This window comes from Pseudoduganella sp. R-43 (assembly GCF_049913255.1).
Taxonomy (GTDB): Bacteria; Pseudomonadota; Gammaproteobacteria; order Burkholderiales; family Burkholderiaceae_D; genus Rugamonas.
The window spans coordinates 2,902,773-2,917,126 of record NZ_CP183988.1 but is presented as its reverse complement, the minus strand read 5'-3'; the positions used below and the strand labels follow the sequence as shown (position 1 = coordinate 2,917,126).

General features: G+C 59.8%; 13 protein-coding genes. 4 read left to right on the top strand and 9 right to left on the bottom strand.

The genetic code is table 11. The annotated features are described in order from the left end of the window. The first annotated feature begins 2 nt into the window (after positions 1-2). Genes ACN9M3_RS13425 through ACN9M3_RS13415 form a run of 3 tightly spaced genes read left to right on the top strand, consistent with a single transcriptional unit; the run spans position 3 to position 7,063 of the window. Positions 3-1,454, top strand: coding sequence for a DUF2169 family type VI secretion system accessory protein (locus tag ACN9M3_RS13425; protein ID WP_426323021.1), 1,452 nt, complete (start codon positions 3-5; stop codon positions 1,452-1,454). A gap of 6 nt (positions 1,455-1,460) precedes the next feature. Then, on the top strand, positions 1,461-6,563 hold the full coding sequence (locus tag ACN9M3_RS13420) for an RHS repeat-associated core domain-containing protein (protein WP_426323019.1): 5,103 nt from the start codon (positions 1,461-1,463) through the stop codon (positions 6,561-6,563). Further along, the gene (locus tag ACN9M3_RS13415; protein WP_426323017.1) at positions 6,560-7,063 is read left to right on the top strand and encodes a hypothetical protein; all 504 of its coding nucleotides are present in this window, start codon (positions 6,560-6,562) and stop codon (positions 7,061-7,063) included. Before ACN9M3_RS13420 ends, ACN9M3_RS13415 begins: the two co-directional genes overlap by 4 nt. Before the next feature lie 661 nt (positions 7,064-7,724). Here the strand turns inward: ACN9M3_RS13415 and ACN9M3_RS13410 are convergent. The 5 genes from ACN9M3_RS13410 to ACN9M3_RS13390 form a co-directional block, all read right to left on the bottom strand. Next, a complete protein-coding gene (locus tag ACN9M3_RS13410) occupies positions 7,725-8,450 on the bottom strand; it encodes a LytR/AlgR family response regulator transcription factor (RefSeq protein WP_426171400.1) in 726 nt (241 codons plus the stop codon). A gap of 3 nt (positions 8,451-8,453) precedes the next feature. Further along, entirely contained in the window at positions 8,454-9,515 is a 1,062-nt protein-coding gene (locus ACN9M3_RS13405) for a sensor histidine kinase (protein WP_426171399.1), read from the bottom strand. Beyond that, complete coding sequence (locus tag ACN9M3_RS13400; RefSeq protein ID WP_426171397.1) at positions 9,515-10,273, bottom strand: LiaF transmembrane domain-containing protein; 759 nt, start codon at positions 10,271-10,273, stop codon at positions 9,515-9,517. Before ACN9M3_RS13400 ends, ACN9M3_RS13405 begins: the two co-directional genes overlap by 1 nt. Further along, entirely contained in the window at positions 10,273-10,629 is a 357-nt protein-coding gene (locus ACN9M3_RS13395) for a LiaF transmembrane domain-containing protein (protein ID WP_426171395.1), read from the bottom strand. Before ACN9M3_RS13395 ends, ACN9M3_RS13400 begins: the two co-directional genes overlap by 1 nt. Positions 10,630-10,792: 163 nt before the next feature. Then, positions 10,793-10,948 carry a hypothetical protein gene (locus ACN9M3_RS13390; RefSeq protein ID WP_426171393.1) on the bottom strand — a complete coding sequence of 52 codons (156 nt, stop codon included), beginning with the start codon at positions 10,946-10,948 and terminating at the stop codon, positions 10,793-10,795. A 477-nt stretch (positions 10,949-11,425) separates the two neighbouring features. Between ACN9M3_RS13390 and ACN9M3_RS13385 the strand changes: the two genes are divergently transcribed. Further along, positions 11,426-11,977: an FxDxF family PEP-CTERM protein gene (locus ACN9M3_RS13385; RefSeq protein ID WP_426171391.1), complete on the top strand. Its 552-nt coding sequence runs from the start codon at positions 11,426-11,428 to the stop codon at positions 11,975-11,977. 43 nt (positions 11,978-12,020) lie between these two features. Here ACN9M3_RS13385 and ACN9M3_RS13380 read toward each other — a convergent pair whose 3' ends face one another. From ACN9M3_RS13380 to fdh3B, 4 genes are read right to left on the bottom strand one after another with little or no spacing between them, the layout of a single operon-like run. Beyond that, entirely contained in the window at positions 12,021-12,353 is a 333-nt protein-coding gene (locus tag ACN9M3_RS13380; protein WP_426323013.1) for a hypothetical protein, read from the bottom strand. Positions 12,354-12,366: 13 nt separating this feature from the next. Further along, positions 12,367-13,512 (bottom strand): formate dehydrogenase subunit gamma, encoded by a 1,146-nt coding sequence (locus ACN9M3_RS13375; protein WP_426323011.1) that lies wholly within the window; start codon positions 13,510-13,512, stop codon positions 12,367-12,369. A gap of 11 nt (positions 13,513-13,523) precedes the next feature. Beyond that, the gene (locus tag ACN9M3_RS13370; protein WP_426323009.1) at positions 13,524-13,745 is read right to left on the bottom strand and encodes a hypothetical protein; all 222 of its coding nucleotides are present in this window, start codon (positions 13,743-13,745) and stop codon (positions 13,524-13,526) included. Continuing rightward, the gene (gene fdh3B / locus ACN9M3_RS13365) at positions 13,742-14,344 is read right to left on the bottom strand and encodes a formate dehydrogenase FDH3 subunit beta (protein ID WP_426171386.1); all 603 of its coding nucleotides are present in this window, start codon (positions 14,342-14,344) and stop codon (positions 13,742-13,744) included. The genes ACN9M3_RS13370 and fdh3B overlap by 4 nt, the downstream gene beginning before the upstream one ends. Positions 14,345-14,354 lie beyond the last annotated feature (10 nt).

The following is a 14,354-nucleotide window of genomic DNA, read 5'->3' as shown; positions in this document are numbered from 1 at the left end:
ACGTGGAGCTCCCGGCAATCCCGAGCCTGCGCTTCGACAACCGCACCGGGTTCGACGCGCTGCATTTCGATACTCTCGACCAGAATGGCGCGCTCTTCCATGTGATCGCCGCCAAGACGGCTTACGCGCTTGGCCCCTGCGATGAGCAAGGCCGCGCTCAACTGATCGCCCTTGAGGAGCCGGCGCCCTTGCACGTGACCGATGTTCATCACGAGGACGATATCGAGCAGAGCGTTCGTTACGAAAGCGACCTGGCGCCATTCAAGCCGCTGTGCGACATCGTCGTGGTTGGCGACGCGCACGCGCCAGCCGGCGCTGAAGCGTGCGCCTTCGAGGTATCGCTGCGAGTCCAGCGCCCTGGCCAGCCGTCGCCGCTGCCGGAACGCCCGCAGCCGCTCAATCCGATGATGCGCCTGTCGCACGACGTCGAGCAGGACTGGCTGCAGCGCGTGGCCGCCGCGCAGAACGCCGTCACGCCCGGCGAGGTCCTGGTCGACAAGACCCTGCGGGTTACCGGCGAACGCCGCGTATACCGCAACGCCGCTCCGGAGCGCTGGCTGAAATCCACCTTGCGCGCGTGCTCGCTCGGCATGGCGGATGCTGTTCCCTGGCGCCTGAGCACGGCCAGCGCCCCCGCACGCACCCCGTTGCGCTACGAATTAGCCTATGGCGGCGATTGCCGGATTGAAGCCGGCAGCGTTGACGCCGGCCGGGTTCCCGCCAAGCACAGGCTCTCAACAGAACAACGCCAAGCGTATCCGGACCCGGCAATGGCTCCGGAGGCGCATGACAGCTGCCAGCAAAATCCACTTGGCCGTGGCTTCGCCCCCAACTGGTACCTGGAGGCCAGCCGCACCGAATCCTTGCCTGCGCCGCGCATCGAATATTCTGACCAGGCTTTTACCGCCAGCGGGTTCTGGCAAATGGCGGGCGGCGGCAAGCCGCAAGCGCCGGCTGGAATGGGCTATGTTGGCCGGGGTTGGCTTCCGCGCCGGGAGCTGATAGGCCAGGTCGACATGAAAACCAGCTGGAAAGACGACGAGGTTCCCCTGCTGCCCAAGGATTTCGATTTCCGCTACTGGAACGGCGCCCCGGCCGACCAGCAATGCCCATACATCGAAGGCGGCGAGCAGTTCCATCTCACCAACCTGTGCGCTGCAAATGCTCCCTACGCCCGCGTTGACGACCAAGGCAACAGCACACTCTCCTTCACGATGCCGAAAGAATCCCTGTTCCTGCTTGGGGTCGACGCCGATTCGGCCATCGCCGCCATGCCGATGCTCATCGACACGGTGGTGGTCGACCTCGACGCCGGCCAAGTTGAATTGACCTGGCGCATCGCCATCTCCGCCGCCGACGACTTCCAGGAAGTACGACTGCACCATGCCAACACGCCGCAAGCGCTGGAGCGCCTGAATGCCTGGCACGCCGAAACCGAAACGCAAAGCGTCTAAGATTCCATGGCTCACGAAACCGTCACCAAGTCCAAACGCTTTTACTGCGTCAGCCTCACTCCGGATATCTGCAAAACTCCGGTAGGCAATTCCGTCGTACCCATCCCATACACGATTACCGGGGAGTTCAAGGACGCCAAGGACGTATCCCGCTCGGTGAAGACGCAAAGCGCCCCGGTCTTCCTGCATAACAAAAGCGTGATCCCCAGCGTCAAAGGCGACGAACGCGGTACGCTGGGTGGCGTCAAAAGCGGCACCTACCTCAAAACGGTTGAATCGAAAGACTACAGCTCCACCAAAGGCGCCAACGGCACGCAGACCATCCAGGAGTCGCGCATTGTCTGGATGAACAACCGCAACACCATCGGCCGGATCTACGAACGCGGTGTGCAAGCGGCGCGCACGCGCTTGCAAAACCTTGGAAGAGCGGCAAGCGAAACACTGCACGACGCGGCCCAAGGCTACAAGGACAACGTATCGGACAGCCTGCACCAGTTCGGCAAGGACGCGATGGACAAAGGCGGCGACATCGCCATGGGCAGTGCCGCCGTGGGTATAGGCGGACTTGCAGTCGGCGCCACCGGCGTCGGGCTGCCCGTCGCCGCGGCGATGGAAACGACGGCGGCAGCCGGCGGCGTAACCGCCGGCGCAGTGACAGCGACTGGCTATGCTGCCGACACCTCGGCCACGGTACTGGACCAGGCGGCCGACTATATCCTCACCGGCAAAACGCCGGATATCGTGACCGCCGCAACCGGCATGGCCTACAGCGCGGCAGAAAACCTGGTATTCAAGAAGGTCGCCAAGGTCGGCAGTTTCCTGAAGAAGCTCATGCCGACGAAGAAAGCCAAGCCTGGCTCGACACCACCGGCGCAGCCCAAACCCCAGCCCAAGGCAACCGGCGGCGACGGCAAGGACGGTCACGACGGCGGCAAGACCAAGCAGGTCAAGGAACCCAAGTCCGACAAGCCGTCCGACTGCTGTCCCAAGGATGGCGCGCCTGGCGGCAAATCCGTCAAGAGCAGCCACCCCGTACACTTCGGCACCGGGGAGGAAATCCTGCCGCAAACGGACTTCGTCCTGGAAGGACCGAAGCCACTGGCCTGGACCCGCACTTACCGTTCCGGCTCGGAGACCGAAGATTGGGGCCTGCTGGGCGCACGCTGGGGCACGCCCTACACCAGCAGCATCTCCATTTGCGCGAAAGGCATCGTCTACCACGAGGCCAGCGGCCGAGCAATAAGGCTGCCAACGCTGGACATCGGCCAGGAACACGACCACCGCGGCGAAGGCTTCACCCTGCGGCGCGACAGCGACCAGCAAGTCACCCTGACCTGGCGCGACGGCGCCACCGATACCTTCAGCGCAGGTCCTGACGGATGGCTGCCGCACGGCTACGATGGCGTCAACGCCATGCTCGCGCCCCGCTCACCCATTCGCACGCAACGCTACTACCTCGCTCGCCGCGCCGAACGCGATGGCAGCGGCATCACCATCGAGCGCAATCATGCGGCCCGGCCGGGCGAAGTCCTTCTCCGCGTGCGCACCGACGACGGCCTGACGATCGAAGCACTGCGGGACACTTACCTGCCGGTTGAATCAGGCCCCGAGCCACAGTTCGCCGCGCCGCGCATCGGCAGCATCGAACAAGTGCTGCCGGATGGCACCCGTCTATGCCACGTGCGCTACCGCTACGAAGCCGACCTGCCCGACCTGGTCACGGCAACTGCGCCAGCGGGCTCCTTCGAAGCGCTGCCGCTACGCTGCAACCTGGTTGAGCAAAGCAATATCGCCGACCAGTCGCGCAGCTATACGTACAAACATCATTTGCTGGTGCATTACACCACCTACTCCGGCTTCGCCCATGGCCTGGAATGGGTCAGCCTCGCCTTCCTGCGCGAGCGCTGGGCCGACAATGCCCTCGACGACGCGCAACTGTCCGAGCGTTGCGCTATCACAGTTGGCAACAGCTACCAGGCCCGCGCCGTCCGCACCACGACGGCCGACGGCCGCGATGAAGTCCAGATCGCGTACATCGACGCCGACACCACCCGCGTCACCGAGCCCGATGGCGGTGTGCTGGAATACCAGTTCAACTCACAATGGCTGGCCACCAGCGTGCACCGCATCGGCCCGGACGGCAGCCCCCGCTCACTGGGAAGGCGCGAATGGGACCGCGACGGCATGCTGTTGGCCGACATCGATGCCGACGGCAACGACAGCCGCTATAGCTACGACAGCGCAGGCAACCTCATTTCGATCACTGACGCGCAGCAGAATGTAACCAGAATCGAATACGATGCGCGCAACCAGCCGATCGCCGTAACGGACGCGCTGGGCTACACCACGCGCACCGCTTATGACGGCGCAGGCCGAATTGCCGACCGCACCGATGCCTTGGGCCGCCGCACCGCCTATGACTATGACGCGAAAGGCCGCCTGTCCATCGTGACAGATGCACGCGGCGGCAACAAGCGCCTGTCGTACGACGCTGCTGGCCGCCTTGCTTCATACACCGACTGTTCGAACTTCACTACTCGCTACAACTACGACTCGAATGGACGCCTGAGCGAATACATCGACGCCATTGGCAACACCACCCGTTACCAATACAACCAAGTCGGTCAGATGACGTCGATCATCTACCCCGACGGCACAACTGAAAGCTTCGCTTACGATGCAGACGGCAACCTGGTTACTCATACCGATGCAAAAGGACAGCGCACGCGCTACCACTTCGACGGACACGGCGCGCTGGTCCAGAAGATCGATGCGAAAGAACAGGTTCTGCGCTACAAGTACGACAAGGCGCTGAGGCTCGTTGAGCTTATCAACGGCAATGGCGACTCCTACCTGTTCAACTACGACGCCGAGAGTCGTCTGGTCAGCGAAACTGGTTTCGACGGCAAGGTCACCACCTTTACGTACAGCCCCGCCGGCAATCTCCTGGCCAGCAACAGTGCAGGCATCACCACCGATTTCGCTCGCGACGCACTAGGCCGATTGCTCGCAAAAAGCAGCCCAGACGGCGCAATACGTTACGCCTATGACGCGCTTGGCCGCCTCACCGCCGCAGCCACGTCCCAAGCCGAACATCGCTTCGTCTACGACGCAGCAGGCCAGCTCGTAGAAGAACGCATGGCCTACTCGCCAGGTCCGGTACGTCTGCCTGGCGAACCCCAAGAATACGTCGCTGCATTCACAATGACCCATGCCTATGACGAACTAGGCAACCATATCCAGACCGTCCTGCCCAACGGCCGACGGGTTGACACCCTAAGGTATGGCAGCGGCCACTGGCACGGCACCCTGTGGCAAGGCAAATCACTGGTCGATCTGGAGCGGGATCATTTGCACCGCGAGACGCAGCGCCAGCTAGGTGGAGGTAAGGAACGCCTCACCGAACGCCGCAGTTACGATCCGCAGTCGCGACTGAATTCCTTCACTCTCGACAAAGGAGCGCAGCGCCTGCGCGAACGCCGCTACGAATATGATGCAGCAAGCAACCTCGTACAAATCAATGACACGTTCGGTGGCAACATTCGCTACACCTACGATCCGCTGGGCCAATTGCTGTCCGCAGTCCAGCCCGACTTGACAGAAATATTCGCCTTCGACCCGGCTGGCAACCTTCTCGATCCCGAAGCTGCGGCAAAGTCCATCAGCACCCGACAGATTCTGCGTGATCTGGACGATCAACCCGCCCCCAGCACAAACGCACCGCGCCTGGCAAAAGTCACGCATAACCTGCTGTGCCAGTACATGGGTTATGCCTATGACTATGATGTGCAGGGTAACACCATCGCCAAACGCGCCCGCTTAGCTAAAGTTGCAAATGACGAGGGCAACCTCGAGTTCGAATATGACTCGGCAAATCGTCTGACCACCGCTACGCGCACGTTTGCAAACTCGCGGCAGGTCGCGCGCTACAGCTACGACGCCTTTGGACGACGCATAGCCAAACGGATCCAAGAGCAGCAGTGGCCAGTTGGACACGCCTCGCCTTCCGTCGGGCTCGAACATAAGGGCAAATTAACGCTCTTCGTATGGGATGGCGACACATTGGCACAAGAAATCTCTGCGGACAATACGATCACCTATCTTTACGAACCAGACACCTTTTTACCCATCGCCCAAATCGAATCCAGCGGCGGAATCGAAACGTGTCCAGCGAACGAAATGATTTTGTGGCAGGGGAATTTCTGGGAGCAATTATCCCTCACGCACGACGCAGGTGCCCATGTCGAGTCTTGGCACTCCCAACGGCAAGCGGTCTTCGACCAGCACCACAGAACACAGTGGACGCAGCGGCTTGCGCTCGCTGAAGAACACGCGTTAAAGGATCACATACTGTACTACCAATGCGACCATGTCGGAATGCCGCTTGAGCTGCGTAATGAGCTTGGAGAAATTGTATGGGCGGCGCGCCATCGTGCGTTTGGGAGCATATTCCGGCAATCAAGGGGCGCTGCAATTCAACCGCTGCGCTTCCAAGGCCAATATGAGGACTCTGAGACCGGACTGTTTTACACAAGACATCGCTATTACGATCCAGCCATCGGGCGCTTCATTAGCCAAGATCCAATTCGATTGGCGGGCGGGCTTAATCCCTATGCTTATGGATTAAATCCGGTGAGTTGGACCGATCCTCTCGGTTTAAAATCGGAATGGCAGACGAATTGGGAAGCAGTGCATGGACCGCTTCCTAACGGGTTCCAAGTCCACCACATTATTCCGAAGAGCAAATCCTCCGTTGCAGCGGTGAAGAAACTATGTCCGAATTTTGACGTTCATAGTGAATCCAACTTAATTGCGCTGCCCACAGATTCCTCGATCACGGTGCCGCCGGGAAGGGGATTCGGAAAGACCACCCACAAAGGTTATCATTCCGGCTATAGTGAGGCCGCCGAGAAAGCTATGGCAGTTGCGGCCCGCTTTAAGAAGAGTGGAGTAACCAATTGTGAAAAATTGCGAGTTATCCAATCAGCTTTACGGTCCCAGTTGGAGAGCGGTGGCCAAACAATGTACGGGAATCAGCATCCAAATGGAGTACCTGGAGTAATGATGGATTGGGTAAATAGTATTCGAAACCATGTGAGGTCCAAATGAACATTGGCTGGAATGAACTTACGATAATTGCAAAGCCGCTATTTGATTTTTTATCTCGCGATAATTTTTATCAAGCTGCTTATTCCGGGCCCAGCGTTGGAAAACTTATTGTGAAGGATCCGGCAGTTGCGATCGATTTTATTTCGGACGATTCTGGGGACCGTTTCGATGATTGGGAATCTGTTACCGATGGCTCCGAGGAATTTTCCGAATATTTCGAGTGGAAGAGTTGGATTGTTCACAATTTAAGGAAAAACAATTATTTCGATCTATCAAAGAAAAATTTCAACGGCGCGGATGTAAAGTTAACCGATTCTGGAGTTTGCTTAATTAATGAATTGATGCACCGGGACGTCAAAATTTTGCTGAACTGTTATGCAAATGACTTTTTCCCAAAAATCTGGTCTGAGATATTGGAGGTTTATCTAAACGATGGTTTCCCCTGCGGTTGGAATGGCAGGTACCCATCAGGCGATTTGGTAGTATTTTCAAATAGTTGAAGCATCACCTATTTCCGCCTTGGATCGCCCTCTGTTTAGCGTAACGGAGAGGAAACGTTCTTTATGATTCCAGAAAGTAAAAGACTATTTGGCAAAAGATGGGGGTGATGTTCTGAGGCAGAACAAGCAAGGAGCACTTCGTACGCTCAGCCAGTTAGGCGTCGATCCAAATTCCGAATTCGGAGAATTCTACTTGGAATATCAAGGTGCATTCATCAGTCCGCGTCCTATTGCCGAGTTGTTGGACATAGACGACTCTGCAATTCCCGCAATCCCCGATCAAACCGACTATTCGCAGGATCGATATCAACTGCCGGAAAAGTTCTTAGCATTGACGTTATGAGCGGAGAAATTCCAGCACGATGGGAGTCTTTCAACAGTTTCCTCGCATGGTATTTTGACAGTACAGATCCCGCAGCTTTTGAGTAAGCTTTGGAACTTCCTCTTTCGGCGCAACTGAGGGGAAAAGATGCAGGCAATATCCTGAGGCAGAACAATCAAGGGGCACTTTATGCGCCAGTCGTGATAGTAATGTCCATCCACCATATTACGGAAGAGCTATACTTTGGGTAGAAATCCAGCCTTACTAAGGCAACATTTTCTTTGCCGCCGAGTCGTTCGCCAACTTCCTGTACAGGCTTGCGCAAAAGCACATTCTTCGCTATAGCCCTTTCACCTTCTGGTAACCGGTGCGGCTCACAGGAATCTTTCGCCCGTCTTTCAGCACGGCGCAATGGCTATCCTTGGTGGCCTGCTCGATGCGCTCGATGCGCTCGACATTGACGATCCACGAACGATGTAGCCGCACGAAACGGGTCTGGTCGAGTTGTTCCTCGAGCTCGGACAGCCGCTGGTTCTTCAGGTATGGCTTGCCCTCGGCCAGGATCTCGACGTAATCGTCCTGCGCTTCGATGGTGTCGATGCGCTCGGCGGCAATCACGTGCACGCGAGAGCCGTCACGAATCAGCACACGTTCCAGCGGGCCGTTGCGGGTCGCCGCCTCGGTCGCCATCTGCGCCACTGGCGGACGCTCGCTACCGAGGCGAGTGCGCACATGCGCCACGGCCTGGTCCAGCCTTTCCTGCGGATAGGGCTTGAGCAGGTAATCGATCGCATGGACCTCAAACGCCTTCAGCGCGTACTGGTCATAGGCCGTGGCGAACACATAGTGCGGTTTGCTGCCCGCTAGTTCCACCACTTCAAAGCCATCGAGCTTTGGCATCTGGATATCGAGGAACACGACATCCGGCTCCAGTTCGGCAATCGCCTTGACGGCTTCGAAGCCGTTGCCGCATTCGGCGACCACTTCCACGTCAGCGTGGGCCCGCAGGTATTCCCGCATGACGCCGCGGGCTAATTCTTCATCATCGACAATGATGACGCGCATGGTTCAGGACTCCTTCGTCTCGGCGGGCAGCGTCAGGGCTACCCGGTATTTATTGTTTTCGTGCCTGCAGTGCAGGCTGGCCTGGTGGCCATAGGCCGCCGCCAACCGCTCCCGCACGTTGACCAGGCCAATGCCATTGCCCTTGCGGGGCGGCGTGTCCGGGTCAGTATCGTTTTCGACTTCAACCTTCAACAGCGAGCCTTCGCGGCGGGCGTCGATGCGCACTGTGCCGCCTTCCGGCATGCCGCCGATGCCGTGCTTGACCGCGTTTTCCACCAGCGGCTGCAGGATCATCGGCGGCAGCAGGCATGGCAGCGCAGCTTCATCCACTTCCTGCTGCACGCCAAGACGCGCGCCGAAGCGCACTTTTTCGATCGCCAGGAAGTGGCCGATCAGGCGCACCTCCTCTTCCAGCGTGATCTTGCCCTGCGCCTCAATCCCCAGGCTCTGGCGGAAGAAGTCCGACAGTCGCTGCGTCATGTCGCGGGCCCGCTTGGCGTCGATCGAGGTCAACGCGCTGATCGAGTTCAGGCTGTTGAACAGGAAGTGCGGGTCGATCTGGGTGCGCAGCATGCGCAATTCCGCATCGCGCGCCAGCAGCTTTGATTCCAGTTCGCGCTGCTCAGCCTGGCGGGCCCGGACAAACTCGCTGACCAGGTAATTCAGGCTCGCCAGCAGGCCGTACATCAGGACACCGAGCGAAAACAGCAAGGCCGTCAACTGGGGCCGGATCGCAATGCCTTCGGCGCCGAACGATTCCGCCCCAACGTTCCAGAGGCGCATCAGGAACACCCACAGGAAGCCGGCCCAGACGGCTGCGGTCAGCATCGACACCAGGATCACCGACGGGCTGCGCTCGCGCAACGGATTGGCCTTGCACATGTAGTAGGCCGAAAACCCGGCGCCAACCGAAAACAGCAGGGTCACCGGCACCGCAAACAACATGGCGCGCAGCCATGGTTCGTCGCCCAGTTGGGCCACAGCCCCGCCTAGTCCGATCCCCAGCAGCAGCCATACCGTCAGGTACAGCAGCACGCCGCTGCGACTGGTCAACACGCGCGGCATCAGTTGCGGATTTCCAGGCCGCCCATGATCACGGTGCCGCGGATGACCAGGCGCTTGCTGTTGTCCTTCGGCTCCATGGTCTTTTCCTCAAAGCCGCCCAGGATCGGCGTGCCTTCCAGCTCCACCGTCCAGTCGGCCGGCACCTTGATCGAGATGCCCCCCATCAAGGCGAACACATTGAGTACGGCAACGCCGTTCAGCGACGCAGTGCGCATATCGAGGTCGATGCCGCCCATGATGCTGGTCAGGTCGCCGCCACGGAAGTCCTGGGTGGTCACCTTGCGCTGGAACCCGCCGAGAACGGCCGTCAATTCCAGTACGCGCTCACTGGTTTCGCCTTCCGACACGCCGAACAGCGACGTATCGTCGGCAAAGCCGCTGGCGACAGAGCTTTCACTGTCCGGCTGCCTGCGGCGCTTGCTGGCACGGAACACCATCATCAGGCCCAGGCCGATAATTCCGATCGGGAAGATGACCTTCCAGCTGATGTAGATCAGGCCGAGGCCTTTCAGCAGCGACAGCGCGCCGAAGCCGATCATGAAGATCCCTGCCACTGCTGCCCCGCTGCCGCGCCGCGGCGCTTGCGCCAGGGTCGAGGCGCCGACCACCATCAGGATGAAGGGCCAGAAGTGCACCCGCATGTCGAGGTCGATCCAGCCCAAGTTATCGATCAGGAACAGGAAGCCGGCCAGGATGACGGCGGCGCCGATCAGCATCTGGGATGCGGTATTACGTTCGCGATGGCTGCGGTTGCGCATTATTGGTTCTCCTCTTTATTGGCGCTGTATTTAATCACAACTGGCTGCACCAGCAGGCAGATTCCTGCAATGATGACCAGGATGGGCCAGCTGTTGTGGAAAGTCAGGCCCCAGATATGCTCGAACGACATGTAGAACCAGCCGGCGAAGGCGATATGGCACAGGCCATCCACCACATGCTTCGGCGTGGTCGGCGGGATCAGTTTGACGGCGCCGAAAGCCATGGCCAGGAAAGGCCAGTAACGCCACAGCTGGCCAATTGGCGGAATGTCGATATCGGTCAGGAACAGCACGCCGACGGCGATCACGATCAGGCCCCAAAGCAGCTGGCTGCGCGATTGCATTTCTTTGCTCATTTCTTGCTCCCCGTTGATTGGATGGATGAACGATACCGGGGAGCGAATGGCGGCGAAACGGCTTTTCGGCGAACGGCGGCGGCGGCTCGGTGAATGGCGAAAATTTCAGCGAACGGCGAAAAAAAAACCCGCCAGTCGGCGGGTCATATGGCAGTACGGGGGTCTAGCGCCCTGTTTCCATCTTCGGCTCGAACAGCATCAAGCCCCAGCCCAGCTGGCGGCGAATCTCCTCTGGCGATGGAGGTGGCTTGACGGCTTGAGAACGGCGTTCGAGGTACTCCCTTACCACGTACTTGGATGGGTGGTTGGTCTGGGTCATGATAGGCCTCCGTATTCTGTTTGTGGGCCGGGGTGCCTTGCTATGGAAGGAACCGGCCAGGATGTCTGGTAGATGAGCGCTGGGCGCTTCGATCACGCTTCCATCTTATTTCCCGCCCCGCTAGCATACGGTGCGTTTGCTCACAATTCCCCCGTCAGTTCGGCTCTTGTTGCTGTCGGAATCGGCCTACGAAATGTGGTTTGCAAGTCATGCGGCCTCGAGCACGCAAAAATTTTTCCCTTGACGTTTTACGGCGCTTTTCCCGTGCCCCGCGAACGTCGTCGAGCTCTGTGCGCTTGAAAACATACACACTTCACTAATGAACTAATTGGCGGAGGGGGTGGGCTATATTGATCGTCGTTGGCAAGCAGGAAAGGTTATGTTTTCAGCAGGCCACTGACGATATAACCAGGCAATCTCTTGCGCGCTGACAAACCGCTTCACCTTCACAACAACACTATCTCAAGGGGTATTAACATGAAGAAAGCGTTTCTTAGCAAGGTAGCCGGAACACTGATGCTATCGGCCGGGCTGTTTGCCAGCTCGGGCGCCATGGCACAGACAACGTTGACCTTTGATGCTGCGGGCAATGCCATCTTTGGCGCACTGCACGCAACAGCCGGGGACTATATCGACACCTATCTGTTCTCAGTCGACACCAACGCCACGTATGCCAGCGGTAACGTGGTGGTCGGCAAGACCTGGATCGATGGTTCCCGCCTGGCAAACTATGGCATCACGGGTATCCAGTTCTTCAAAGTGGAAGCCGACAGCAGCCAAACCGCCCTGGCAACGACCTTCGACACTTCGTCCGGTATCGAGTTCTTCCCGATCGATGCCCTGATGTCGGGCAATTATGGCTTCACGGTCACTGGCAGCACCGCCATCGCAGGTCTGGGCGGTTCCTATGCCGGTAACCTGGGCCTGGCAGCTCCAATTCCGGAACCTGCTACCTATGCGATGCTGCTGGTAGGCGTTGGCCTGCTGGGCCTGGCTTCCCGTCGCAAGTCCAACGACAAGCTGGGCTAAGCCGCAACCACTCCCCCCGTGGAAACCCGCTGCGGCGGGTTTTTCATTGCTTCTTCTTCCCGGCTTCTGGCACCGGTTTCGAATCGGCGACGCCAACTTCCCTGGTGGCCGCCACCTGTGCCACATATGGCCCGGGATCGACGCATGCGGGCAACGCTGCCGTTGGCTTGCCGCCGCTGCCTTTGGTTTTGAAATAATAGGCAGCAACGCGATCCTGCGCCTGGCAAAGCTTGAAGGCGGCTACCTTGTCGGTCCAGGCTTGCTTGTCCTTGGCCGCAGCAGCGGCGGCCTTCTGCTCTTCAGTGGGCGCGGCGAGCTTGGCTTGCACGGCAGTGCAGGCGGCCAGCAGGACCAGTGCGTATATGGGCTTGTTCATGGCTGGTTCCTCCTCAGATGGTCTTGGGGGCAGGCGGCGGCACCGCTTCGCCGTCGTGTTCGGGGGCGCGTACGCGCGGCACCTTGCCGTCCACTACTTCCTGGTACCAGATGTCGTGGTGTTCGCGCGCCCACGCATCGTCCACATAGCCCTCGCGCATGGCTTTGTATGCCCCTTCCATCCCGACGGTGCCCAGGTAAATATGGCCGAGCGCCAAGCCCATCATCAGCACCGTGGCTGTGATGTGCAGCAGGTTTGCGCCCTGCATCATGAAGCGCGTGTATTCGAGGTTGGGCACTAGTTTGTCGAGCACGAAGCCGGAGCCGCTGGCAGCCAGGCCGAGCAAGGTGACGCCGCCCCAGAACCAGAGCTTTTCGCCGGCGTTGAAGCGTCCGGCGGGAGCATGCCCTTGTCCGAACATGCCGCCCAGCCGGGCCAGCCATTTGAGGTCCGCCACGATAGGGAAATTGTCCTTCACGAACAGGATGAAGGTGACGATGATCGCGACCGTGAATAGCGGGCCGACGAAGTTGTGGATGGTTTTCAGGGCGTAGGTCAGGTAGCCGAACAGGCTGTGGCCGATGATGGGCATCAGCACGAATTTCCCGAACATCATGCACAGGCCGGAGACAGCCAGCACGACGAAGGTGATGGCGGTGGTCCAGTGCACGAAGCGCTCGGTTGGCGTAAAGCGCTGGATCTTGCGGCCGGTTGGCGGCGCATGCACCTTGATCGGGCCTTTGGCGAAGTACATCACGGCGATCGCGGCGAGCACACCCAAAATCAGCCAGCCGCCAATGCTGATCATCGGCCCATTGCGGAAGCGGCGCCAGGCCTCGCCGGCCGTCGTTGCCACGGGCTGGCCGGGGAGCTGGGCCTTGGGTTGGATCAGTACGCCGGATTCGGGATAAGGCAGGCTGCTGTAATGCGCTTCGCCGGCCACTACCTTGCGCCACACCGGCGCGTTGTTGCCAGGCTGGTCGCGCGTGCGTTCGGCCTGGTTCTGCTTGAGGATGTCCAGCGATTCGACGCGCGGCGCCGCGTTGGGGGCGCTGGCCGCATTTGCGGCGGCGCCCTGCTGGCGATTCGCGGGGGCATCCGCCGCAAGGGACGTGCCGGCGGCGAGTGCCACGGCCAGCATTGCCAACCATCGTTTCATGGCGAACCTCCCTAACGGTTGGTCTTCACATACTCATTCTGCAGCTGCCCGCGTTCGCGCACCTGCTTGTCCCAGGAAGCCTTGTCGCCCGGGGTCCAGCCCTTGGCCACCTGCGCAGTGCGGGCGCCTTTGTATCCAGGCTCGTCGCCGCGGTTCACCGCACTGCCCTGCTTCGACTGCGAGACCTCGCCGCAGGCCGCCAGCGCCAGCAGCGCTACCAGATAGAGCTTCATGGTTTCGCCTCCGGTTTGCCGTAAGCCGTGCCCCAGCCCCAGACCTCGCTGCCCTTGCCGCGCGTGACAACGCGGGTACGGAAGATGTCCGCCACCACATCGCCATCGCCACCCAGCAGCGCCTTGGTCGAACACATCTCCGCGCAGGCCGGCAGCTTACCCTCGGCCAGCCTGTTGCGGCCGTACTTCTCGAATTCCGCTTGCGAGCCGTTCTCCTCCGGGCCGCCCGCGCAGAAGGTGCACTTGTCCATCTTGCCGCGCAGGCCGAAGGTCCCGTTGGAGGGGAACTGCGGCGCCCCGAACGGGCAGGCATAGGAGCAGTAGCCGCAGCCGATGCAGGCATCCTTGTTATGCAGGACCACGCCTTCCTCGGTACGGTAGAAGCAATCGACCGGGCACACCGCCATGCAAGGCGCGTCCGAGCAATGCATGCACGCCACCGATACCGACTTTTCCTGCCCGATGATGCCGTCGTTGATGGTCACTACCCGGCGCCGGTTTACGCCCCAGGGCACCTCGTGCTCGTTCTTGCACGCCGTCGCACAGGCGTTGCATTCGATGCAGCGCTCCGTGTCGCAAATGAATTTCATCCGTGCCATGGCAATCTCC

Excerpts from the sequence above, each read along its gene's own strand:
- ACN9M3_RS13420 (WP_426323019.1), top strand. The coding sequence starts at position 1,461 with ATGGCTCACGAAACCGTCACCAAGTCCAAACGCTTTTACTGCGTCAGC.
- ACN9M3_RS13415 (WP_426323017.1), top strand. The coding sequence starts at position 6,560 with ATGAACATTGGCTGGAATGAACTTACGATAATTGCAAAGCCGCTATTT.
- ACN9M3_RS13410 (WP_426171400.1), bottom strand. The coding sequence starts at position 8,450 with ATGCGCGTCATCATTGTCGATGATGAAGAATTAGCCCGCGGCGTCATG.
- ACN9M3_RS13405 (WP_426171399.1), bottom strand. The coding sequence starts at position 9,515 with ATGCCGCGCGTGTTGACCAGTCGCAGCGGCGTGCTGCTGTACCTGACG.
- ACN9M3_RS13400 (WP_426171397.1), bottom strand. The coding sequence starts at position 10,273 with ATGCGCAACCGCAGCCATCGCGAACGTAATACCGCATCCCAGATGCTG.
- ACN9M3_RS13395 (WP_426171395.1), bottom strand. The coding sequence starts at position 10,629 with ATGAGCAAAGAAATGCAATCGCGCAGCCAGCTGCTTTGGGGCCTGATC.
- ACN9M3_RS13390 (WP_426171393.1), bottom strand. The coding sequence starts at position 10,948 with ATGACCCAGACCAACCACCCATCCAAGTACGTGGTAAGGGAGTACCTC.
- ACN9M3_RS13385 (WP_426171391.1), top strand. The coding sequence starts at position 11,426 with ATGAAGAAAGCGTTTCTTAGCAAGGTAGCCGGAACACTGATGCTATCG.
- ACN9M3_RS13380 (WP_426323013.1), bottom strand. The coding sequence starts at position 12,353 with ATGAACAAGCCCATATACGCACTGGTCCTGCTGGCCGCCTGCACTGCC.
- ACN9M3_RS13375 (WP_426323011.1), bottom strand. The coding sequence starts at position 13,512 with ATGAAACGATGGTTGGCAATGCTGGCCGTGGCACTCGCCGCCGGCACG.
- ACN9M3_RS13370 (WP_426323009.1), bottom strand. The coding sequence starts at position 13,745 with ATGAAGCTCTATCTGGTAGCGCTGCTGGCGCTGGCGGCCTGCGGCGAG.
- fdh3B (WP_426171386.1), bottom strand. The coding sequence starts at position 14,344 with ATGGCACGGATGAAATTCATTTGCGACACGGAGCGCTGCATCGAATGC.